Annotated in this window: 14 protein-coding genes and 1 pseudogene; 7 read left to right on the top strand and 8 right to left on the bottom strand. The window is 51.2% G+C overall.

Annotated elements, in window-relative coordinates:
* Window positions 1–43 precede the first annotated feature (43 nt).
* Genes JQN59_RS23250 through yihU form a run of 3 tightly spaced genes read right to left on the bottom strand, consistent with a single transcriptional unit; the run spans window position 44 to window position 2,889 of the window.
* Window positions 44–1,054 (bottom strand): zinc-dependent alcohol dehydrogenase, encoded by a 1,011-nt coding sequence (locus JQN59_RS23250; protein WP_008786993.1) that lies wholly within the window; start codon window positions 1,052–1,054, stop codon window positions 44–46.
* A 31-nt stretch (window positions 1,055–1,085) separates the two neighbouring features.
* Window positions 1,086–1,973, bottom strand: a complete 888-nt coding sequence (locus JQN59_RS23255; RefSeq protein ID WP_008786992.1) for an aldolase — start codon at window positions 1,971–1,973, stop codon at window positions 1,086–1,088.
* Window positions 1,974–1,998: 25 nt separating this feature from the next.
* A complete protein-coding gene (gene yihU / locus JQN59_RS23260; protein ID WP_008786991.1) occupies window positions 1,999–2,889 on the bottom strand; it encodes a sulfolactaldehyde 3-reductase in 891 nt (296 codons plus the stop codon).
* A 172-nt stretch (window positions 2,890–3,061) separates the two neighbouring features.
* On the opposite strand from yihU, the gene JQN59_RS23265 reads away from it, so the two are divergent.
* On the top strand, window positions 3,062–3,958 hold the full coding sequence (locus tag JQN59_RS23265) for a sugar kinase (RefSeq protein WP_008786990.1): 897 nt from the start codon (window positions 3,062–3,064) through the stop codon (window positions 3,956–3,958).
* A 39-nt stretch (window positions 3,959–3,997) separates the two neighbouring features.
* Window positions 3,998–4,786, top strand: coding sequence for a DeoR/GlpR family DNA-binding transcription regulator (locus JQN59_RS23270; protein WP_008786989.1), 789 nt, complete (start codon window positions 3,998–4,000; stop codon window positions 4,784–4,786).
* Window positions 4,787–4,853: 67 nt separating this feature from the next.
* Here JQN59_RS23270 and typA read toward each other — a convergent pair whose 3' ends face one another.
* The gene (typA, locus tag JQN59_RS23275) at window positions 4,854–6,677 is read right to left on the bottom strand and encodes a ribosome-dependent GTPase TypA (RefSeq protein WP_008786988.1); all 1,824 of its coding nucleotides are present in this window, start codon (window positions 6,675–6,677) and stop codon (window positions 4,854–4,856) included.
* Between the two features lie 379 nt (window positions 6,678–7,056).
* Here typA and glnA point away from each other — a divergent pair, with 379 nt between their 5' ends.
* The 4 genes from glnA to JQN59_RS23295 all read left to right on the top strand — a co-directional run bounded on the left by glnA (window position 7,057) and on the right by JQN59_RS23295 (window position 11,441).
* Window positions 7,057–8,466: a glutamate--ammonia ligase gene (glnA, locus tag JQN59_RS23280; RefSeq protein WP_008786987.1), complete on the top strand. Its 1,410-nt coding sequence runs from the start codon at window positions 7,057–7,059 to the stop codon at window positions 8,464–8,466.
* A gap of 282 nt (window positions 8,467–8,748) precedes the next feature.
* Window positions 8,749–9,798: a nitrogen regulation protein NR(II) gene (glnL, locus tag JQN59_RS23285; RefSeq protein ID WP_008786986.1), complete on the top strand. Its 1,050-nt coding sequence runs from the start codon at window positions 8,749–8,751 to the stop codon at window positions 9,796–9,798.
* A 10-nt stretch (window positions 9,799–9,808) separates the two neighbouring features.
* The gene (gene glnG / locus JQN59_RS23290) at window positions 9,809–11,218 is read left to right on the top strand and encodes a nitrogen regulation protein NR(I) (RefSeq protein WP_003825317.1); all 1,410 of its coding nucleotides are present in this window, start codon (window positions 9,809–9,811) and stop codon (window positions 11,216–11,218) included.
* Between the two features lie 112 nt (window positions 11,219–11,330).
* Window positions 11,331–11,441 carry a YshB family small membrane protein gene (locus JQN59_RS23295; RefSeq protein ID WP_020996121.1) on the top strand — a complete coding sequence of 37 codons (111 nt, stop codon included), beginning with the start codon at window positions 11,331–11,333 and terminating at the stop codon, window positions 11,439–11,441.
* A gap of 87 nt (window positions 11,442–11,528) precedes the next feature.
* On the opposite strand, the gene hemN is transcribed toward JQN59_RS23295, so the two are convergent.
* The 3 genes and pseudogenes from hemN to JQN59_RS27060 all read right to left on the bottom strand — a co-directional run bounded on the left by hemN (window position 11,529) and on the right by JQN59_RS27060 (window position 13,955).
* Window positions 11,529–12,902, bottom strand: coding sequence for an oxygen-independent coproporphyrinogen III oxidase (gene hemN / locus JQN59_RS23300; RefSeq protein WP_100271694.1), 1,374 nt, complete (start codon window positions 12,900–12,902; stop codon window positions 11,529–11,531).
* Between the two features lie 188 nt (window positions 12,903–13,090).
* Complete coding sequence (yihI, locus tag JQN59_RS23305) at window positions 13,091–13,603, bottom strand: Der GTPase-activating protein YihI (RefSeq protein WP_149607374.1); 513 nt, start codon at window positions 13,601–13,603, stop codon at window positions 13,091–13,093.
* 166 nt (window positions 13,604–13,769) lie between these two features.
* A pseudogene (locus JQN59_RS27060) lies at window positions 13,770–13,955 on the bottom strand (hypothetical protein).
* Between the two features lie 209 nt (window positions 13,956–14,164).
* On the opposite strand from JQN59_RS27060, the gene yihA reads away from it, so the two are divergent.
* Window positions 14,165–14,797 (top strand): ribosome biogenesis GTP-binding protein YihA/YsxC, encoded by a 633-nt coding sequence (gene yihA / locus JQN59_RS23310; protein WP_008786982.1) that lies wholly within the window; start codon window positions 14,165–14,167, stop codon window positions 14,795–14,797.
* 119 nt (window positions 14,798–14,916) lie between these two features.
* Here the strand turns inward: yihA and JQN59_RS27285 are convergent, their stop codons facing one another.
* Complete coding sequence (locus tag JQN59_RS27285; RefSeq protein ID WP_071892919.1) at window positions 14,917–14,964, bottom strand: spot 42 RNA, inhibition of DNA synthesis; 48 nt, start codon at window positions 14,962–14,964, stop codon at window positions 14,917–14,919.
* Window positions 14,965–15,055 lie beyond the last annotated feature (91 nt).

The raw sequence follows: 15,055 nt of genomic DNA on the forward strand, positions 1-15,055 counted from the left end.
GATGGCGCTACCCTTAAGCAGCGCCAGACAGAGGGTTACAGCATCAAACCTCAGCAAATTGCAGCATGACTTTTATAGAGTCATTTTGCTGCGCACGTTCAAACGCCTTATCCGCATCTTCGACAGGGAAGAGATCGGTCACCAGTTCGCTGGTGTCAAACCGCCCATCCGCAAGCCATTCAATCACGGCATCGAAGTCTTCCGGGATGTACATGCCGGAATTCAACAAATCGCGTTCAAAGCGCTGCATCATCGGAAGAGGAATTTCACGTGGGCCACTCGGTACCCCCATGCACACTACCGTTCCGCCAGCATAAACATGGGTAAATGCATCATTCAGCGTGGCCTGGGCGGCAACAACATCAATTGCCCCCGTAAAACGGACCTGTGCATCCAATTCCCCCGGAGCCCAGACTTCCGTGGCACCTAGCTTTAACGACAACGCGCGCTTGGCGGCATCAGGCTCGATGACGGTGATCTTTCCCGCGCCCATGATGCGCAATGCTTGAACGATGGATAAACCAATTGTCCCTGCACCAATCACTAATACACTTTCCAATGACGCTTTCGGCATACGGCTCACGCAATGACGCGCGCAGGCTGCGGGCTCAGCGAAAGCCAGTGCTTTTAGTGGTAACGAAGCAGGTGCAACATGGCAGTTTCGTGCAGGTACAATGTGCTGCGAGCGGGCAAAACCCGGCGCCCGGAAGCCAGCAACCTGTGGCGGCTCACACAGATTAAAGCGACCCGCTTTACAAGCACGACACTCCATGCAGGCCATAATTGGGTCGACTACGACATGATCGCCCGGCTTAACATTCGTTACTTCACTGCCCACTTCAGTTACGCGTGCCGCAATTTCATGTCCAGGCACAACCGGAGGTTTTGCAAATGGGTGTCCTCCTTTCAGTACATGCAGATCAGAGCCACATATTCCATAAAACACCGGAGCAATGCGGACTTCTTGCGGTTTAAGTTCCTGGTGCGGCAGCTCAACATATTGGGTGGTCACCTTCCCAATATCAGAAAATAGAACTTGGGTAATCTTATCCATGGTTCTTCTCCAGATTCGTTAAAATGGGTGATTAACGCTGAGAAATCCCTTCATCGACGATTTCTGCCAGGCGTTGTAAGCGTGGAACCGACACATCACGCAACATTGTTTGCGGATCTTGAGCACCAACAACCGATGCCCAAACGGCACGCCCTGCCAGGAATCCGGAAGCTCCACCCTTCATGGCGATACGGACCGCACGGCCAAAAATATCCGCATCAACACCAGAAGAGAGAATGACCCACGGCATTTTCATTTGTTCATGCAACTTTTGACACGCAGCAAGTAGGGTCTGTTCATCACCTTTGCCGCCTAATGGCATTTCAGCTTTATAGAGGTCAGCATCGGTGCAGCCGAGTTCAGCCGCTGCGGCAACGATGGCGCTTTCCCGGTCAAATTCCCAGCCACGACGAGGAGGACGAACGACCGGCTCAATGATGCTGACCAGCCCTGCGCTACGACAGCGTTGAACAAACTCAGCCACCATAGCCAAACGTTCTTCTGCGGGTTCATCTTCACGCCACAGCACTAACAACTTCATGGCTTTTGCACCCATTTCGCGGGCTTTATGCGGATCAATTGCTCTGTCAATTTCGACACTATCAACCGGAATACCATTACCCGGAACAAAATGGTCAGCCGCCACAATCAGTCCACATGAATCAGCGACTGCACCTTGAGAGACAATCTGATCGAGACAAAATTGTTTATCTGCCAGAACCGCTGAAGCGTAGGGAGACAGAATTTGTGTTGCTGCAACTTTAAAATCAGTCAATACGCTGTCGGCAACAGGTTTAGGATGTCCAGACGCTGCAAACATCAGACGCATTGCTTCACGCTGATCAACGGCCAGCATGGCAAATCCACCGCCAGGGCGAGAAATATCTTTCAGCGTGTATGGGGTATTGTGGGAAGACATAATAACTCCTGTAACTGTTTAAAATTTAGAGTGAATCTGGTCGGCCAGCCTGCTGACGAACCTGAGATAACAGCGCACTCCAGTCCTGACGGCCTCGACCGTTCTCGCTGGCACGGGTGTAATAGGTTTCTGCTGCAATGCCCATATTGAGCGGCGCACCGGTCTGACTAGCGACATCGACGGCAATACGCAGGTCTTTCAACGCGAGGTCCACCATGAATGCCGGAGAAAGGTCTCCTTTAAGTACCTTGCCAGGCCAGGTTGTCGTAAAGTGCCCCTTGCCTGCGGCAGTACCGCTCATGACCTTAATGGCCACATCAAGGCTCAAACCCAATGACTCGCAAAGAACAGCGGCTTCCGCTGACAAGGCGTTCAGCGCAATACTCATATAGTTATTGATGAGCTTTACGCGGATCCCCATACCGGGACCGCCAGCTTCCACCAGCTCATTCCCCATACACATCAGCACAGGGCGAGCACGTTCAACCTGTTCAGGCGTTCCGCCAGCAAGAATCAGCAGCGTGCCGTCAATCGCGTTAACTGACGTCCTGCCCACAGGAGCATCCATCATGCTGATGCCTTTCTCTTTCATCTCATGAATCAACTCATCGGTCTGCAATGGATGAATCGTGGACATGTCAATAACCAATGCATTGGGGGACAGGCCTTCGCTGACGCCATCTTTACCCAGCAGAACTTGCCGAACGATGTCGCCATTTGGCAGCATAGTGATTATGAATTCGGCACCTTTAGCGGCTTCAGCGGGTGTTTGAGCAGCAGTCGCACCTTTTTGTACTAATTCATTGACTGCCTGTTGGTTTACGTCGAACACACGCAAAGCATGTCCCTTTTGCAACAGATTATTAGCCATTGGGCTGCCCATCTGGCCCAAGCCCAAAAATGCAACGGTTGTCATGAATGCTCTCCTGTGTCAGGTTGACAAAATAATTACAATTAAAAACTCGTTTTCGTCTGTTTTTGAGCATATTTGTAATTTATGACTAAAAACAAGACACACGTCACTAATTTGATCATTTATGTCATTAAAATGAACAAAAGAAGACAAGATCACACAGGACTAACCAAATATGACCAGAATTGCATGTGTTGGAATCACCGTTCAGGACCGTATTTATTCTCTGAACAACCTGCCCGATGGCGGGGGGAAATATCAGTCAAATCAATATCTGGAGACAGGTGGCGGCCCGGCGGCAACAGCAGCTGTCGCCATTGCCCGGCTTGGTATTGACGTTGATTTTATAGGCCGTGTAGGCGATGACAGTTGTGGGAATACCTTGCTTAACGAGCTTCAGAGCTGGGGGGTCAATACGGCGTTCTGCCGGCAATACCCGAACTCCCGTTCATCCCAGTCCGCAATTTTGGTCGACCAGCATGGCGAACGCATTATCGTGAATTATCCAAGCCCGGATCTCGATACGGATGCAAGGTGGCTGGAGTCGATTGATTTTTCCCGTTATGACATCGTTCTGGCCGATGTACGTTGGCATGAAGGGACGTTGAAATCCTTCGAACTGGCACGTGCCGCCGGAGTTCCAACGCTGTTGGATGCCGATATGACACCACAAGATATAACCCCATTGGTGGCGCTTGCCGATCATGCCGTTTTTTCAACTCCAGGTCTGAAGAGAATGACCGGGCAAGATGATGCACAACAGGCACTTAAACTGGCCGCTGAGCAGACTAATGGTAAAGTGTACGTTACGCTTGGCGGCGAAGGGTCACTATGGATCGAAAATGGTCATATGTGTCAACAGACTGCATTTTCTGTCAATGTTGTGGATACAACCGGTGCAGGCGATGTTTTCCATGGTGCAATGGCAGCAGCTCTTGCAGAGCAAATGCCGACTGACCAGGCGATTCGCTTCGCAAGTGCGGTGGCGGCGATGAAATGCACTCAGGCGGGCGGACGAGCCGGAATTCCTAATCGTGCGCAAACCGAATCATTTTTGTCACTTTATGCGTAAAATAGCCAACAATTACGGGGAAGAAGTCCAGGAGTATTCATGAGCATCATTGAAGTCACCGGTAATCCGCGACACGATCAACTTGTTCATTACATTACAGAACGCGGCTATATGAATATCGAAGAGCTCGCACAATTGCTGGACGTGTCCACGCAAACCGTGCGCCGGGATATTCGTAAGTTAAGCGAACAGGGCTTGATCACCAGACATCATGGTGGAGCCGGACGTGTATCCAGCGTCATGAATACCGCCTTTGAACAGCGAGAGTTGTCCCTTACCCAGGAAAAAGAAGCGATTGCGGAAGCGGTTGCTGATTACCTTCCTGAACGCTGTACGGTATTTATTACCATTGGTACAACGGTGGAAGCCGTCGCACGAGCTTTGCTGAACCGTCGGGATCTTCGCATCATTACTAACAGTCTTCGTGTTGCGCAGATCTTATATAAGAATCAAGATCTTGAGGTTATGGTGCCCGGTGGAACGTTACGTGCTCATAATGGCGGTATTGTTGGCCCAGGAGCAGTGAACTTTATTGAAGGATTTAGAGCCGACTATTTGATTACCAGTATTGGTGCCATCGAGGAAGACGGCACACTATTGGAATTTGACGTTAACGAAGCGCTTGTCGCCAAAACGATGATTAAGCATGCACGTAATACGCTGTTAGTTGCTGATCATACTAAGTTTACCGCCTCAGCCGCTGTATCCATCGGTAATATGCGTAAAATTCGGGCATTTTTTACCGATTCCCAGCCACCAAATTCATTCAAGCAATTGCTTGATTTAGAAAATATTGAGCTAGTCATTGCAGAGCAGGAAACGACCTGATCTTTTAGATAAAAAAAGCCGCTGATAATCAGCGGCTTTTTTGTGCTTACCTGAAAAAGAGTGTTAATTACTCTTCTTTCGCGCCACGCATTGCACGGCGACGATCGTTTTCAGTCAGGTGACGCTTACGGATACGGATAGAGGTTGGTGTTACTTCTACCAGTTCGTCGTCATCGATGAATTCCAGAGCCTGCTCCAGAGTCATCTTAACCGGCGGAACCAGAACCGTTGCTTCGTCAGTACCAGACGCACGCATGTTAGTCAGTTTCTTACCGGTCAGGCAGTTTACAGTCAGGTCGTTAGAGCGGCTGTGAATACCGATGATCTGGCCTTCGTAAACTTCAGCACCGTGACCCAGGAACAGCTTACCGCGGTCCTGCAGGCTGAACAGTGCGAACGCAACTGCTTTACCCTGGCCGTTGGAGATCAGTACGCCGTTCTGACGCTGACCCACATCACCCGCACGAACATCGTCGTAGTGGCTGAAGGTGGAGTACAGCAGACCGGTACCGGAAGTCATGGTCATGAATTCTGAACGGAAGCCGATCAGACCACGGCTTGGGATCACGTAGTCAAGACGTACGCGGCCTTTGCCATCTGGATTCATGTTTTTCAGGTCGCCTTTACGCTCACCCAGAGCTTGCATCACAGAACCCTGATGCTGCTCTTCAACGTCCAGCGTTACGTTTTCGAACGGCTCTTGTTTACGGCCATCGATTTCGCGGAAGATTACTTTCGGACGGGAAACCGCCATTTCGAAACCTTCACGACGCATGTTTTCGATCAGAACAGATAGGTGCAGCTCACCACGACCGGATACACGGAACGCATCCGCATCTTCGGTTTCTTCAACGCGCAGCGCAACGTTGTGCACCAGCTCTTTGTTCAGGCGGTCAAGGATCTGACGAGAGGTAACATATTTACCTTCTTTACCGCAGAACGGAGAGGTGTTTACGCAGAAGAACATGGTAACGGTCGGTTCATCAACGGACAGAGCTGGCAGCGCTTCAACATTCTGCGGATCGCAGATGGTGTCGGAGATGTTCAGTTCGCCCAGACCGGTGATCGCGATGATATCGCCTGCTTCGGCAATATCACTCTCGATACGTTCCAGACCCAGATGAGTCAGAACTTTACCGACTTTACCGTTACGGGTTTTGCCTTCGCTATCAATGATAGTGATCTGCTGGTTCGGTTTAACTTTACCGCGTTTGATGCGGCCGATACCGATTACGCCAACGTAGTTGTTGTAGTCCAGCTGAGAGATTTGCATCTGCAGCGGGCCATCAAGATCTACGCTCGGAGCCGGTACACGATCAACGATAGTCTGATACAGCGGAGTCATGTCTTCAGCCATGTCTTCGTGATCCAGACCCGCGATACCGTTCAGCGCAGAAGCGTAAACGATCGGGAAGTCCAGCTGCTCGTCGGTAGCGTCGAGGTTAACGAACAGGTCAAATACCTGATCAACAACCCAGTCAGGACGCGCGCCAGGACGGTCAACTTTGTTGATAACAACAATTGGCTTCAGGCCATGGGCAAAGGCTTTTTTGGTCACGAAGCGCGTCTGCGGCATCGGACCGTCCATTGCATCCACCACCAGCAGCACAGAGTCGACCATGGACATTACACGTTCAACTTCACCACCGAAGTCGGCGTGCCCCGGGGTATCAACGATGTTGATACGGTAGTCATTCCATTTGATAGCGGTGTTTTTAGCGAGGATGGTAATCCCACGCTCTTTCTCCAAATCGTTGGAGTCCATCACGCGCTCTTGGGTTTCAGCACGTGCATCGAACGTACCGGATTGTTGGAGCAGCTTGTCTACCAGGGTCGTTTTACCATGGTCTACGTGCGCGATGATGGCGATGTTACGCAAATTTTCGATCACAACTTTGCCTCAGGCATTTTAGAAATAGCGCGTTATTGTACACGGATTAATCGCAGTACAAAACAGGATCACAAACATCCTCCGCAAACAAGTATTGCAGAGTTTCTTTGTGATCACATTCACGGAGCGTTAAAAGGGGTAATCTGACATGCTTTGCACCAATATGGTGCTTAATGTTCACATTAAAGCACTATAATGGTGCAATACAACCTTCATGGTGCAGCCCCTTTGCACGATGGTGCGCATGATAACGCCTTTTAGGGGCAATTTAAAAGTTGGCACAGATTTCGCTTTATATTTTTTATGGCGACACGGCCAATTTTTGCAGAATTGAAGACTTCGTTACCACGACGACAATGACCAATCCGGGAGAGTAAGTATGTCCGCTGAACACGTTTTGACGATGCTGAACGAACACGAAGTGAAGTTTGTTGATTTACGCTTCACTGATACCAAAGGTAAAGAACAGCACGTCACTATTCCTGCTCATCAGGTAAATGCCGAATTCTTTGAAGAAGGCAAAATGTTTGACGGCTCCTCAATCGGTGGCTGGAAAGGCATTAACGAATCAGACATGGTTCTGATGCCAGATGCGTCTACTGCTCTCATCGACCCGTTCTTTGAAGAGTCTACCCTGATCATCCGTTGCGATATCCTGGAACCAGGTACGCTGCAGGGCTACGACCGTGACCCGCGCTCCATTGCTAAACGTGCTGAAGAGTATCTGCGTTCTACCGGCATCGCAGACACCGTTCTGTTCGGACCAGAGCCAGAATTCTTCCTGTTTGACGACATCCGTTTCGGCGCAACTATTTCCGGTTCCCACGTGGCTATCGATGACATCGAAGGCGCATGGAACTCCTCCACCAAATACGAAGGTGGTAACAAAGGTCACCGTCCAGGCGTGAAAGGCGGTTACTTCCCGGTTCCTCCGGTAGATTCTTCTCAGGATATCCGTTCTACCATGTGTCTGATCATGGAAGAAATGGGCCTGGTTGTTGAAGCGCATCACCACGAAGTGGCGACTGCCGGTCAGAACGAAATCGCGACCCGCTTTAACACCATGACCAAAAAAGCGGACGAAATTCAGATCTACAAATATGTCGTTCACAACGTCGCTCACCGTTTCGGTAAAACCGCAACCTTTATGCCAAAACCAATGTTTGGCGATAACGGTTCCGGCATGCACTGCCACATGTCCCTGTCCAAGAACGGCGTAAACCTGTTCTCCGGTGACAAATATGCGGGTCTCTCTGAGCAGGCGCTGTACTACATCGGTGGCGTAATCAAGCACGCTAAAGCGATCAACGCCCTGGCTAACCCGACCACCAACTCCTACAAACGTCTGGTCCCGGGTTACGAAGCACCGGTAATGCTGGCTTACTCTGCCCGTAACCGTTCTGCGTCTATCCGTATCCCGGTAGTTGCTTCTCCGAAAGCGCGTCGTATCGAAGTGCGTTTCCCGGACCCGGCTGCTAACCCATACCTGTGCTTCGCAGCGCTGCTGATGGCTGGTCTTGACGGTATTAAGAACAAGATCCACCCGGGCGAAGCAATGGACAAAAACCTGTACGACCTGCCGCCGGAAGAAGCGAAAGAGATCCCACAGGTTGCTGGTTCTCTGGAAGAAGCACTGAAAGAACTGGATCTGGACCGCGAGTTCCTGACCGCAGGCGGCGTGTTCACCAATGAAGCGATCGATGCGTACATTGCGCTGCGTCGCGAAGAAGATGACCGCGTGCGTATGACTCCGCACCCGGTAGAGTTTGAGCTGTACTACAGCGTTTAATCGTTTGAGTTGCCGTGGAACTTTTAGCCTGCTCAGGCAGGCTTGAGATCGATGGTGAATGATAGGACGCCTGATGGCGCAAACTTATCAGGCCTGGAGGGTAACATTACCTTGTAGGCCGGATAAGGCAAAGCCGCCATCCGGCATCTATGTTTGCCAGTCATCTGTAGCCCATCCCCGGATGGGCTTTTTTCTCCACTAACAACCTGCTTTTTCGCTCTTTTTTGATGTAAAAAGCTATAATGCACTAAATTGGTGCAACACTTTTCAGGAGACTGCTGAATGGCAACCGGCACGCTGCCCGATGCTGGGCAGATCCTCAATTCTTTAATCAACAGCATCTTACTCGTCGACGATGAGCTGGCTGTACATTACGCCAACCCGGCGGCACAGCAGTTGCTCGCCCAAAGCTCTCGCAAACTGTTTGGTACACCGCTTCCCGATCTGTTGAGTTATTTCTCCTTAAACATCGGACTGATGCGAGAGAGCCTGGAAGCAGGCCAGGGCTTTACGGATAACGAAGTGACGCTTGTGATAGACAGCCACTCACATATCCTCTCTGTGACCGCTCAGAGGCTGCCTGATGGCCTTATCTTGCTGGAGATGGCCCCTATGGATAACCAGCGCCGTCTGAGTCAGGAACAGCTCCAGCACGCCCAGCAGATTGCCGCTCGCGATCTGGTGCGTGGTCTGGCACATGAAATTAAAAACCCGCTGGGCGGATTACGCGGTGCGGCGCAACTTCTCAGTAAAGCGCTTCCGGACCCGGCGCTGACCGAATATACCAAAGTCATTATTGAACAGGCGGACCGCCTGCGTAATCTGGTCGACCGTCTGCTGGGGCCACAACAGCCCGGCATGCACATCACGGAAAGTATTCACAAAGTGGCGGAACGCGTGGTGGCGCTGGTCTCGATGGAGCTGCCGGAAAACGTCACGCTAATCCGGGATTACGACCCAAGTCTGCCCGAATTACTGCACGACCCGGACCAGATCGAGCAGGTTTTGCTGAACATCGTACGCAATGCTTTGCAGGCGCTGGGACCGGAAGGCGGCGAGATCATTCTGCGCACCCGCACCGCGTTTCAGCTCACGCTACACGGCATGCGTTACCGTCTGGCGGCACGAATTGATGTAGAGGATAACGGTCCAGGTATTCCCTCGCATTTGCAGGATACGCTGTTCTACCCAATGGTTAGCGGTCGCGAAGGCGGTACCGGCCTTGGATTATCTATCGCCCGTAATTTGATTGATCAACATTCCGGCAAAATTGAATTTACCAGTTGGCCGGGTCATACCGAGTTCTCGGTTTACCTGCCTATCAGGAAATAAGGTGACGTTTATGCAACGAGGAATAGTCTGGGTCGTTGATGACGATAGTTCCATCCGTTGGGTGCTTGAACGTGCGCTCGCAGGGGCAGGGCTAAGCTGTACCACATTTGAAAGTGGTAAAGAGGTACTGGACGCGCTGGCCAGCAAAACGCCGGACGTGCTGTTGTCGGATATCCGCATGCCGGGTATGGACGGCCTGACGCTGTTAAAACAGATTAAACAGCGGCATCCGATGCTTCCGGTCATCATAATGACCGCGCACTCCGATCTGGATGCTGCCGTCAGCGCCTATCAGCAAGGAGCGTTTGATTATCTGCCCAAACCTTTTGATATTGATGAAGCGGTGGCGCTGGTCGAGCGCGCCATCAGTCACTATCAGGAACAGCAGCAGCCGCGCAATGTTCAGATTAACGGCCCCACAACCGACATCATCGGCGAAGCGCCAGCAATGCAGGACGTCTTTCGCATTATTGGTCGCCTGTCCCGGTCTTCAATCAGCGTATTGATTAATGGGGAGTCAGGAACCGGTAAAGAGCTGGTCGCCCATGCGTTGCACCGTCATAGCCCGCGCGTCAAAGCGCCATTTATCGCGCTGAACATGGCGGCAATCCCGAAAGATTTGATCGAATCTGAGCTGTTTGGCCACGAGAAAGGCGCGTTTACCGGGGCGAATACCATTCGTCAGGGGCGCTTTGAACAGGCAGACGGCGGTACGCTGTTCCTCGATGAAATCGGCGATATGCCGCTGGACGTACAAACGCGTTTACTGCGCGTATTAGCCGATGGACAGTTTTACCGTGTGGGCGGTTATGCGCCTGTGAAAGTAGATGTTCGCATCATCGCCGCCACGCATCAGAATCTTGAACTACGCGTACAGGAAGGTAAATTCCGTGAGGACTTATTCCATCGCTTGAACGTCATCCGGGTACATCTGCCGCCACTGCGCGAACGTCGGGAAGATATCCCCCGCCTGGCGCGTCATTTCCTGCAGGAGGCAGCCCGCGAACTGGGGGTGGAAGCCAAACAATTACACCCGGAAACCGAGGCTGCGCTCACCCGTCTGGCCTGGCCAGGTAACGTGCGTCAGCTTGAGAACACCTGCCGCTGGTTAACCGTCATGGCCGCCGGGCAGGAAGTACTGATTCAGGACTTACCAACCGAGCTGTTTGAAACCTCTGTGCCAGACGCACCGTCCCATATGCAGCCGGATAGTTGGGCAACGCTATTGGCACAGTGGGCGGATCGGGCATTACGCTCCGGTCATCAAAACTTGCTTTCTGAGGCCCAACCAGAGATGGAGCGTACGCTATTGACTACCGCGCTACGTCATACCCAGGGGCATAAACAGGAAGCGGCACGCTTGCTCGGTTGGGGTCGTAATACCTTGACGCGTAAGCTAAAAGAACTCGGAATGGAGTGATATATCGTCACTGTGTAAAGATTAATAATTGAGCGCAAATAGCTGCTATTTTGCGCTTTACTGTTCCGATGAGTTAAGTATGATCGTGCCCGACTAACGGGGGGAAGTCATCATGCTGGAATCAATCATTAATCTGCTGTCGAGCGGTGCGGTCGAAAGCCATACGCCACAAACTGCGGTCGCCGCAGTATTGTGCGCAGCGCTGGTTGGGCTGTTCAGCTAGCGGGTTCGCCGGGTGGCGCTTCGCTTACCCGACCTACGTATTGAGATTTTCGTAGGCACGATAAGCGAAGCGCCACCCGGAAAAGCGTTAAATCACCCGCGAGAATTGCTGCATCCGTGCTTTCTGGCGCAGATACGCATCGAAGCACATGCAAATATTACGGATCAGCAGACGGCCCTTCGGCGTGACCTGAATCCCCTTCTCATCGACATCCACCAGCCCATCCTTCGCCAGCGGTGCCAGCAGTTTCAGGTCTTCGGCAAAATAGTCAGCGAAGTTCAGATCCCATTGCTGTTCCACAGTGGCATAGTCGAGGCGGAAGTTGCAGATCAGGAGCTTAATAACATCTCGACGAATGCAGTCGTCACGGGTCAGTGCAATTCCGCGCCACAGCGCGTCCCCCTGCTCGTCTACCTGCTGATAATAGCGCTTCAGCTCTTTCTGGTTCTGCGCGTAGTTGTCACCAATCATACTGATGGCTGACACGCCCATTCCCAGCAGATCGGTATCACCCTGGGTGGTATAACCCTGGAAATTACGATGCAGCACACCCTTGCGTTGAGCAATGGCCAGTTCGTCATCCGGACGGGCAAAGTGATCCATGCCAATGAACTGATAGCCAGTTTCGGTCAGTGAAGAGATGGTTTCCTGCAGGATATCCAGCTTCTGCTGCGCGCTGGGCAGGTCGGCATCTTTAATTTTGCGCTGAGCGGCAAACAGCGTCGGCAGGTGCGCGTAGTTAAAGACACTCAGTCGATCTGGATTCAGCTCAGCAACGCGTTTCAGGGTGAAGGCGAAACTTTCTGGCGTCTGTTTTGGCAAACCATAAATCAGATCGATATTCGTTGAAGTAAAACCGATCTCACGCGCATGATTCAGCAGCGCAAAGATAAACTCCTCATCCTGCTCACGGTTCACCAGGCGCTGAACTTCTTTGTTGAAGTCCTGTACCCCCATGCTCAGGCGGTTAAAACCTTCAGCACGTAAATGATCGAGCACATCCAGCTCAATTTCACGCGGATCCACTTCGATCGAAATTTCGGCGTCGTCGTTAAAGTTAAAGTTGCTACGCAGCAGCGACATCAAACGACTGATTTGCGCTTTATTCAGATACGTTGGCGTGCCGCCGCCCCAGTGCAGCTGACTGACATGACGTCCGGCGAACAGCGGTGCGCGATGAATAATTTCTTGTTCTAAGACATCGAGGTATTGATCGGCTTTATGCTGCTGGCGAGTCACGACCTTGTTACAGCCGCAGAAGTAGCACAGCTTGTGGCAGAACGGGATGTGAACGTACAGCGAGAGAGGACGCTCAGGATAACGCGCCACGGCCTTTAGAAATGCTTCAGTGCCGTAGTCTTCAGAAAACTCCAGCGCGGTCGGGTACGAGGTATATCGTGGCCCGGAATAGTTATATTTCTGGATCAGGGCCAGGTCCCAGTCTATTAACTGCTCTGACATGCTCACTCCTTCCGATGGCGTCTCTGGCGGGTACGGCGTACCGACTTAACCCCAGTACGGGTGATAAGTCGGTTGCGCAGCCACTTCTGTCGCCGCGACAACCGCTGTAGTTTAACGAATAACCACACCAGATAACATATAACCGGAAGGGTTATAAGCAGGACGGGAAGACCCACGGTGTAAAACCGTTAGTTGCCGCCTTTCAGCAGGCGCATCATGTCTTCCTGCTTTTCTTCTTCTTCCTCTTCTTCCTCGTCATCGTAAGAAAGACCCAGCTTTTGCATCAGCTCATCGATGCGATCCAGCTTGGCATCAACCCAGGACTGATCTTCCGCGCTCAGGGTTTCTCCTGCTTCAAGACGCTCCAGCAGCGCATCCAGGCGCTCATCCGTTTCCAGTAAATCCAACTCAGCCTGTGGTGAAAGCATAGGTTTCTCACTCTTCGGTTTGTGCTGTTTGGTGACTTTTTCGGTCACGCCCAATGGAATGGGGGTTTTGCTGCCAATACGAGGATCTTTTTGCTTATTTTGGTTTCCGCCACCAGATGCGCCTTCGCTACCGGACGCACGGCTACCTGCCGCATGACCACGGTGTTTTTTCTGGCGCTTACGGTCGCGAGCTTCCTGGTTAATTTCTTCGCGTGTTTTACGACGCGCTTTTGCAGGACCTTTACCGTGTGGTGTAGAAGTTGGTTTCATCATGATTCGTCTTTGGCTGTTTTTATTCAGTATATAATTGCGCCGGAATCTAGCAGAAATAAAGAAAAAAGGCGACAGAGTAATCTGTCGCCTTTTTTCCTGACTCTCAACCCTTACGGGCTCTACAATCCCTGTTGGCTATCAACACACCCTGTTTTTCCCTTAGCCTCTAACATTCCGTGTTGTTTCCATTTCCTTTTACTAACGTCTCCGGACGTTTGTCTTCCTGACAATCCTGTGTCTTCGCCTCCTGGCGCTCCTGACCCTCATCCTGAGTCGTCTATCCTGTCAGCTTCCTCGCTATGGACGCTACTTTACCGTTTTGGTTTAAACGTACAAGTAACCTGGGTAACAATTTCTGATTTTAAGAATAGCGCCCAAATGTAACCATATGATTTATTTTAGTTCTGTCATTTTTTACTCTGTCATCTCGTATAGAAACTGTCGGCAATGTCTCACAAAGCGCGAGGTTTTTACTTACACAGCCCACTCGTCGAAAAACCAGCCTTTTGCTGGGGTTCAGGTATAATCGCTGCAAAGCCCTGATTGATGGAGAGGACTGCTTTGACTAACTTGAATTATCAACAGACGCACTTTGTGATGAGTGCGCCTGATATTCGCCACTTACCTTCCGATACCGGTATCGAAGTGGCTTTTGCTGGCCGTTCCAACGCAGGCAAATCCAGTGCGCTAAATACCCTGACGAATCAAAAAGGTCTGGCGCGTACATCTAAAACGCCGGGTCGTACTCAGCTCATCAACCTGTTTGAAGTCGTTGACGGCAAACGCCTGGTCGATTTGCCAGGATACGGTTATGCCGAAGTTCCAGAAGAAATGAAGCGTAAATGGCAACGCGCGCTGGCTGAATATCTGGAAAAGCGTCAGAGCCTGCAAGGTCTGGTAGTGCTGATGGATATTCGTCATCCGTTAAAAGATCTCGATCAACAGATGATCTTGTGGGCGGTTGAGAGCAACGTTCAGGTTCTGGTACTGCTGACTAAAGCAGATAAGCTGGCCAGCGGTGCACGCAAAGCGCAGTTGAATATGGTACGTGAAGCCGTACTGGCATTTAACGGTGATGTGCAGGTAGAAGCATTTTCATCGCTGAAAAAACTGGGTGTGGACAAACTGCGGCAAAAACTGGATAGCTGGTTTAGTGAACTGGCACCGGTTGAAGAGGTGCAGGAAGGGGAATAACCCACCGATATGCCGGATGACGCCGCTGCGCGTCTTATCCGGCCTACAGCATGTGCAAAACTTTTCTTTCGCACAATAAAAAACGCCCCAGTCATTACTGACTGGGGCTGCTAAAATATTCAGCCAAATCCGATTACGTGAAGTAAAAGGTCTGAAAGATAGAACATCTTACCTCTGTACCCTACGAGAATAACTTTACTCTTTTTTGAGCAGCTCAGAAAGCACTTTTTGTAATTTTTTTTCATTCCTTACATAGGG

The organism is Citrobacter sp. B72, assembly GCF_016894305.1.
GTDB lineage: Bacteria > Pseudomonadota > Gammaproteobacteria > Enterobacterales > Enterobacteriaceae > Citrobacter > Citrobacter portucalensis.

Excerpts from the sequence above, each read along its gene's own strand:
- JQN59_RS23250 (WP_008786993.1), bottom strand. The coding sequence starts at position 1,054 with ATGGATAAGATTACCCAAGTTCTATTTTCTGATATTGGGAAGGTGACC.
- JQN59_RS23255 (WP_008786992.1), bottom strand. The coding sequence starts at position 1,973 with ATGTCTTCCCACAATACCCCATACACGCTGAAAGATATTTCTCGCCCT.
- yihU (WP_008786991.1), bottom strand. The coding sequence starts at position 2,889 with ATGACAACCGTTGCATTTTTGGGCTTGGGCCAGATGGGCAGCCCAATG.
- JQN59_RS23265 (WP_008786990.1), top strand. The coding sequence starts at position 3,062 with ATGACCAGAATTGCATGTGTTGGAATCACCGTTCAGGACCGTATTTAT.
- JQN59_RS23270 (WP_008786989.1), top strand. The coding sequence starts at position 3,998 with ATGAGCATCATTGAAGTCACCGGTAATCCGCGACACGATCAACTTGTT.
- glnA (WP_008786987.1), top strand. The coding sequence starts at position 7,057 with ATGTCCGCTGAACACGTTTTGACGATGCTGAACGAACACGAAGTGAAG.
- glnL (WP_008786986.1), top strand. The coding sequence starts at position 8,749 with ATGGCAACCGGCACGCTGCCCGATGCTGGGCAGATCCTCAATTCTTTA.
- glnG (WP_003825317.1), top strand. The coding sequence starts at position 9,809 with ATGCAACGAGGAATAGTCTGGGTCGTTGATGACGATAGTTCCATCCGT.
- JQN59_RS23295 (WP_020996121.1), top strand. The coding sequence starts at position 11,331 with ATGCTGGAATCAATCATTAATCTGCTGTCGAGCGGTGCGGTCGAAAGC.
- hemN (WP_100271694.1), bottom strand. The coding sequence starts at position 12,902 with ATGTCAGAGCAGTTAATAGACTGGGACCTGGCCCTGATCCAGAAATAT.
- yihI (WP_149607374.1), bottom strand. The coding sequence starts at position 13,603 with ATGATGAAACCAACTTCTACACCACACGGTAAAGGTCCTGCAAAAGCG.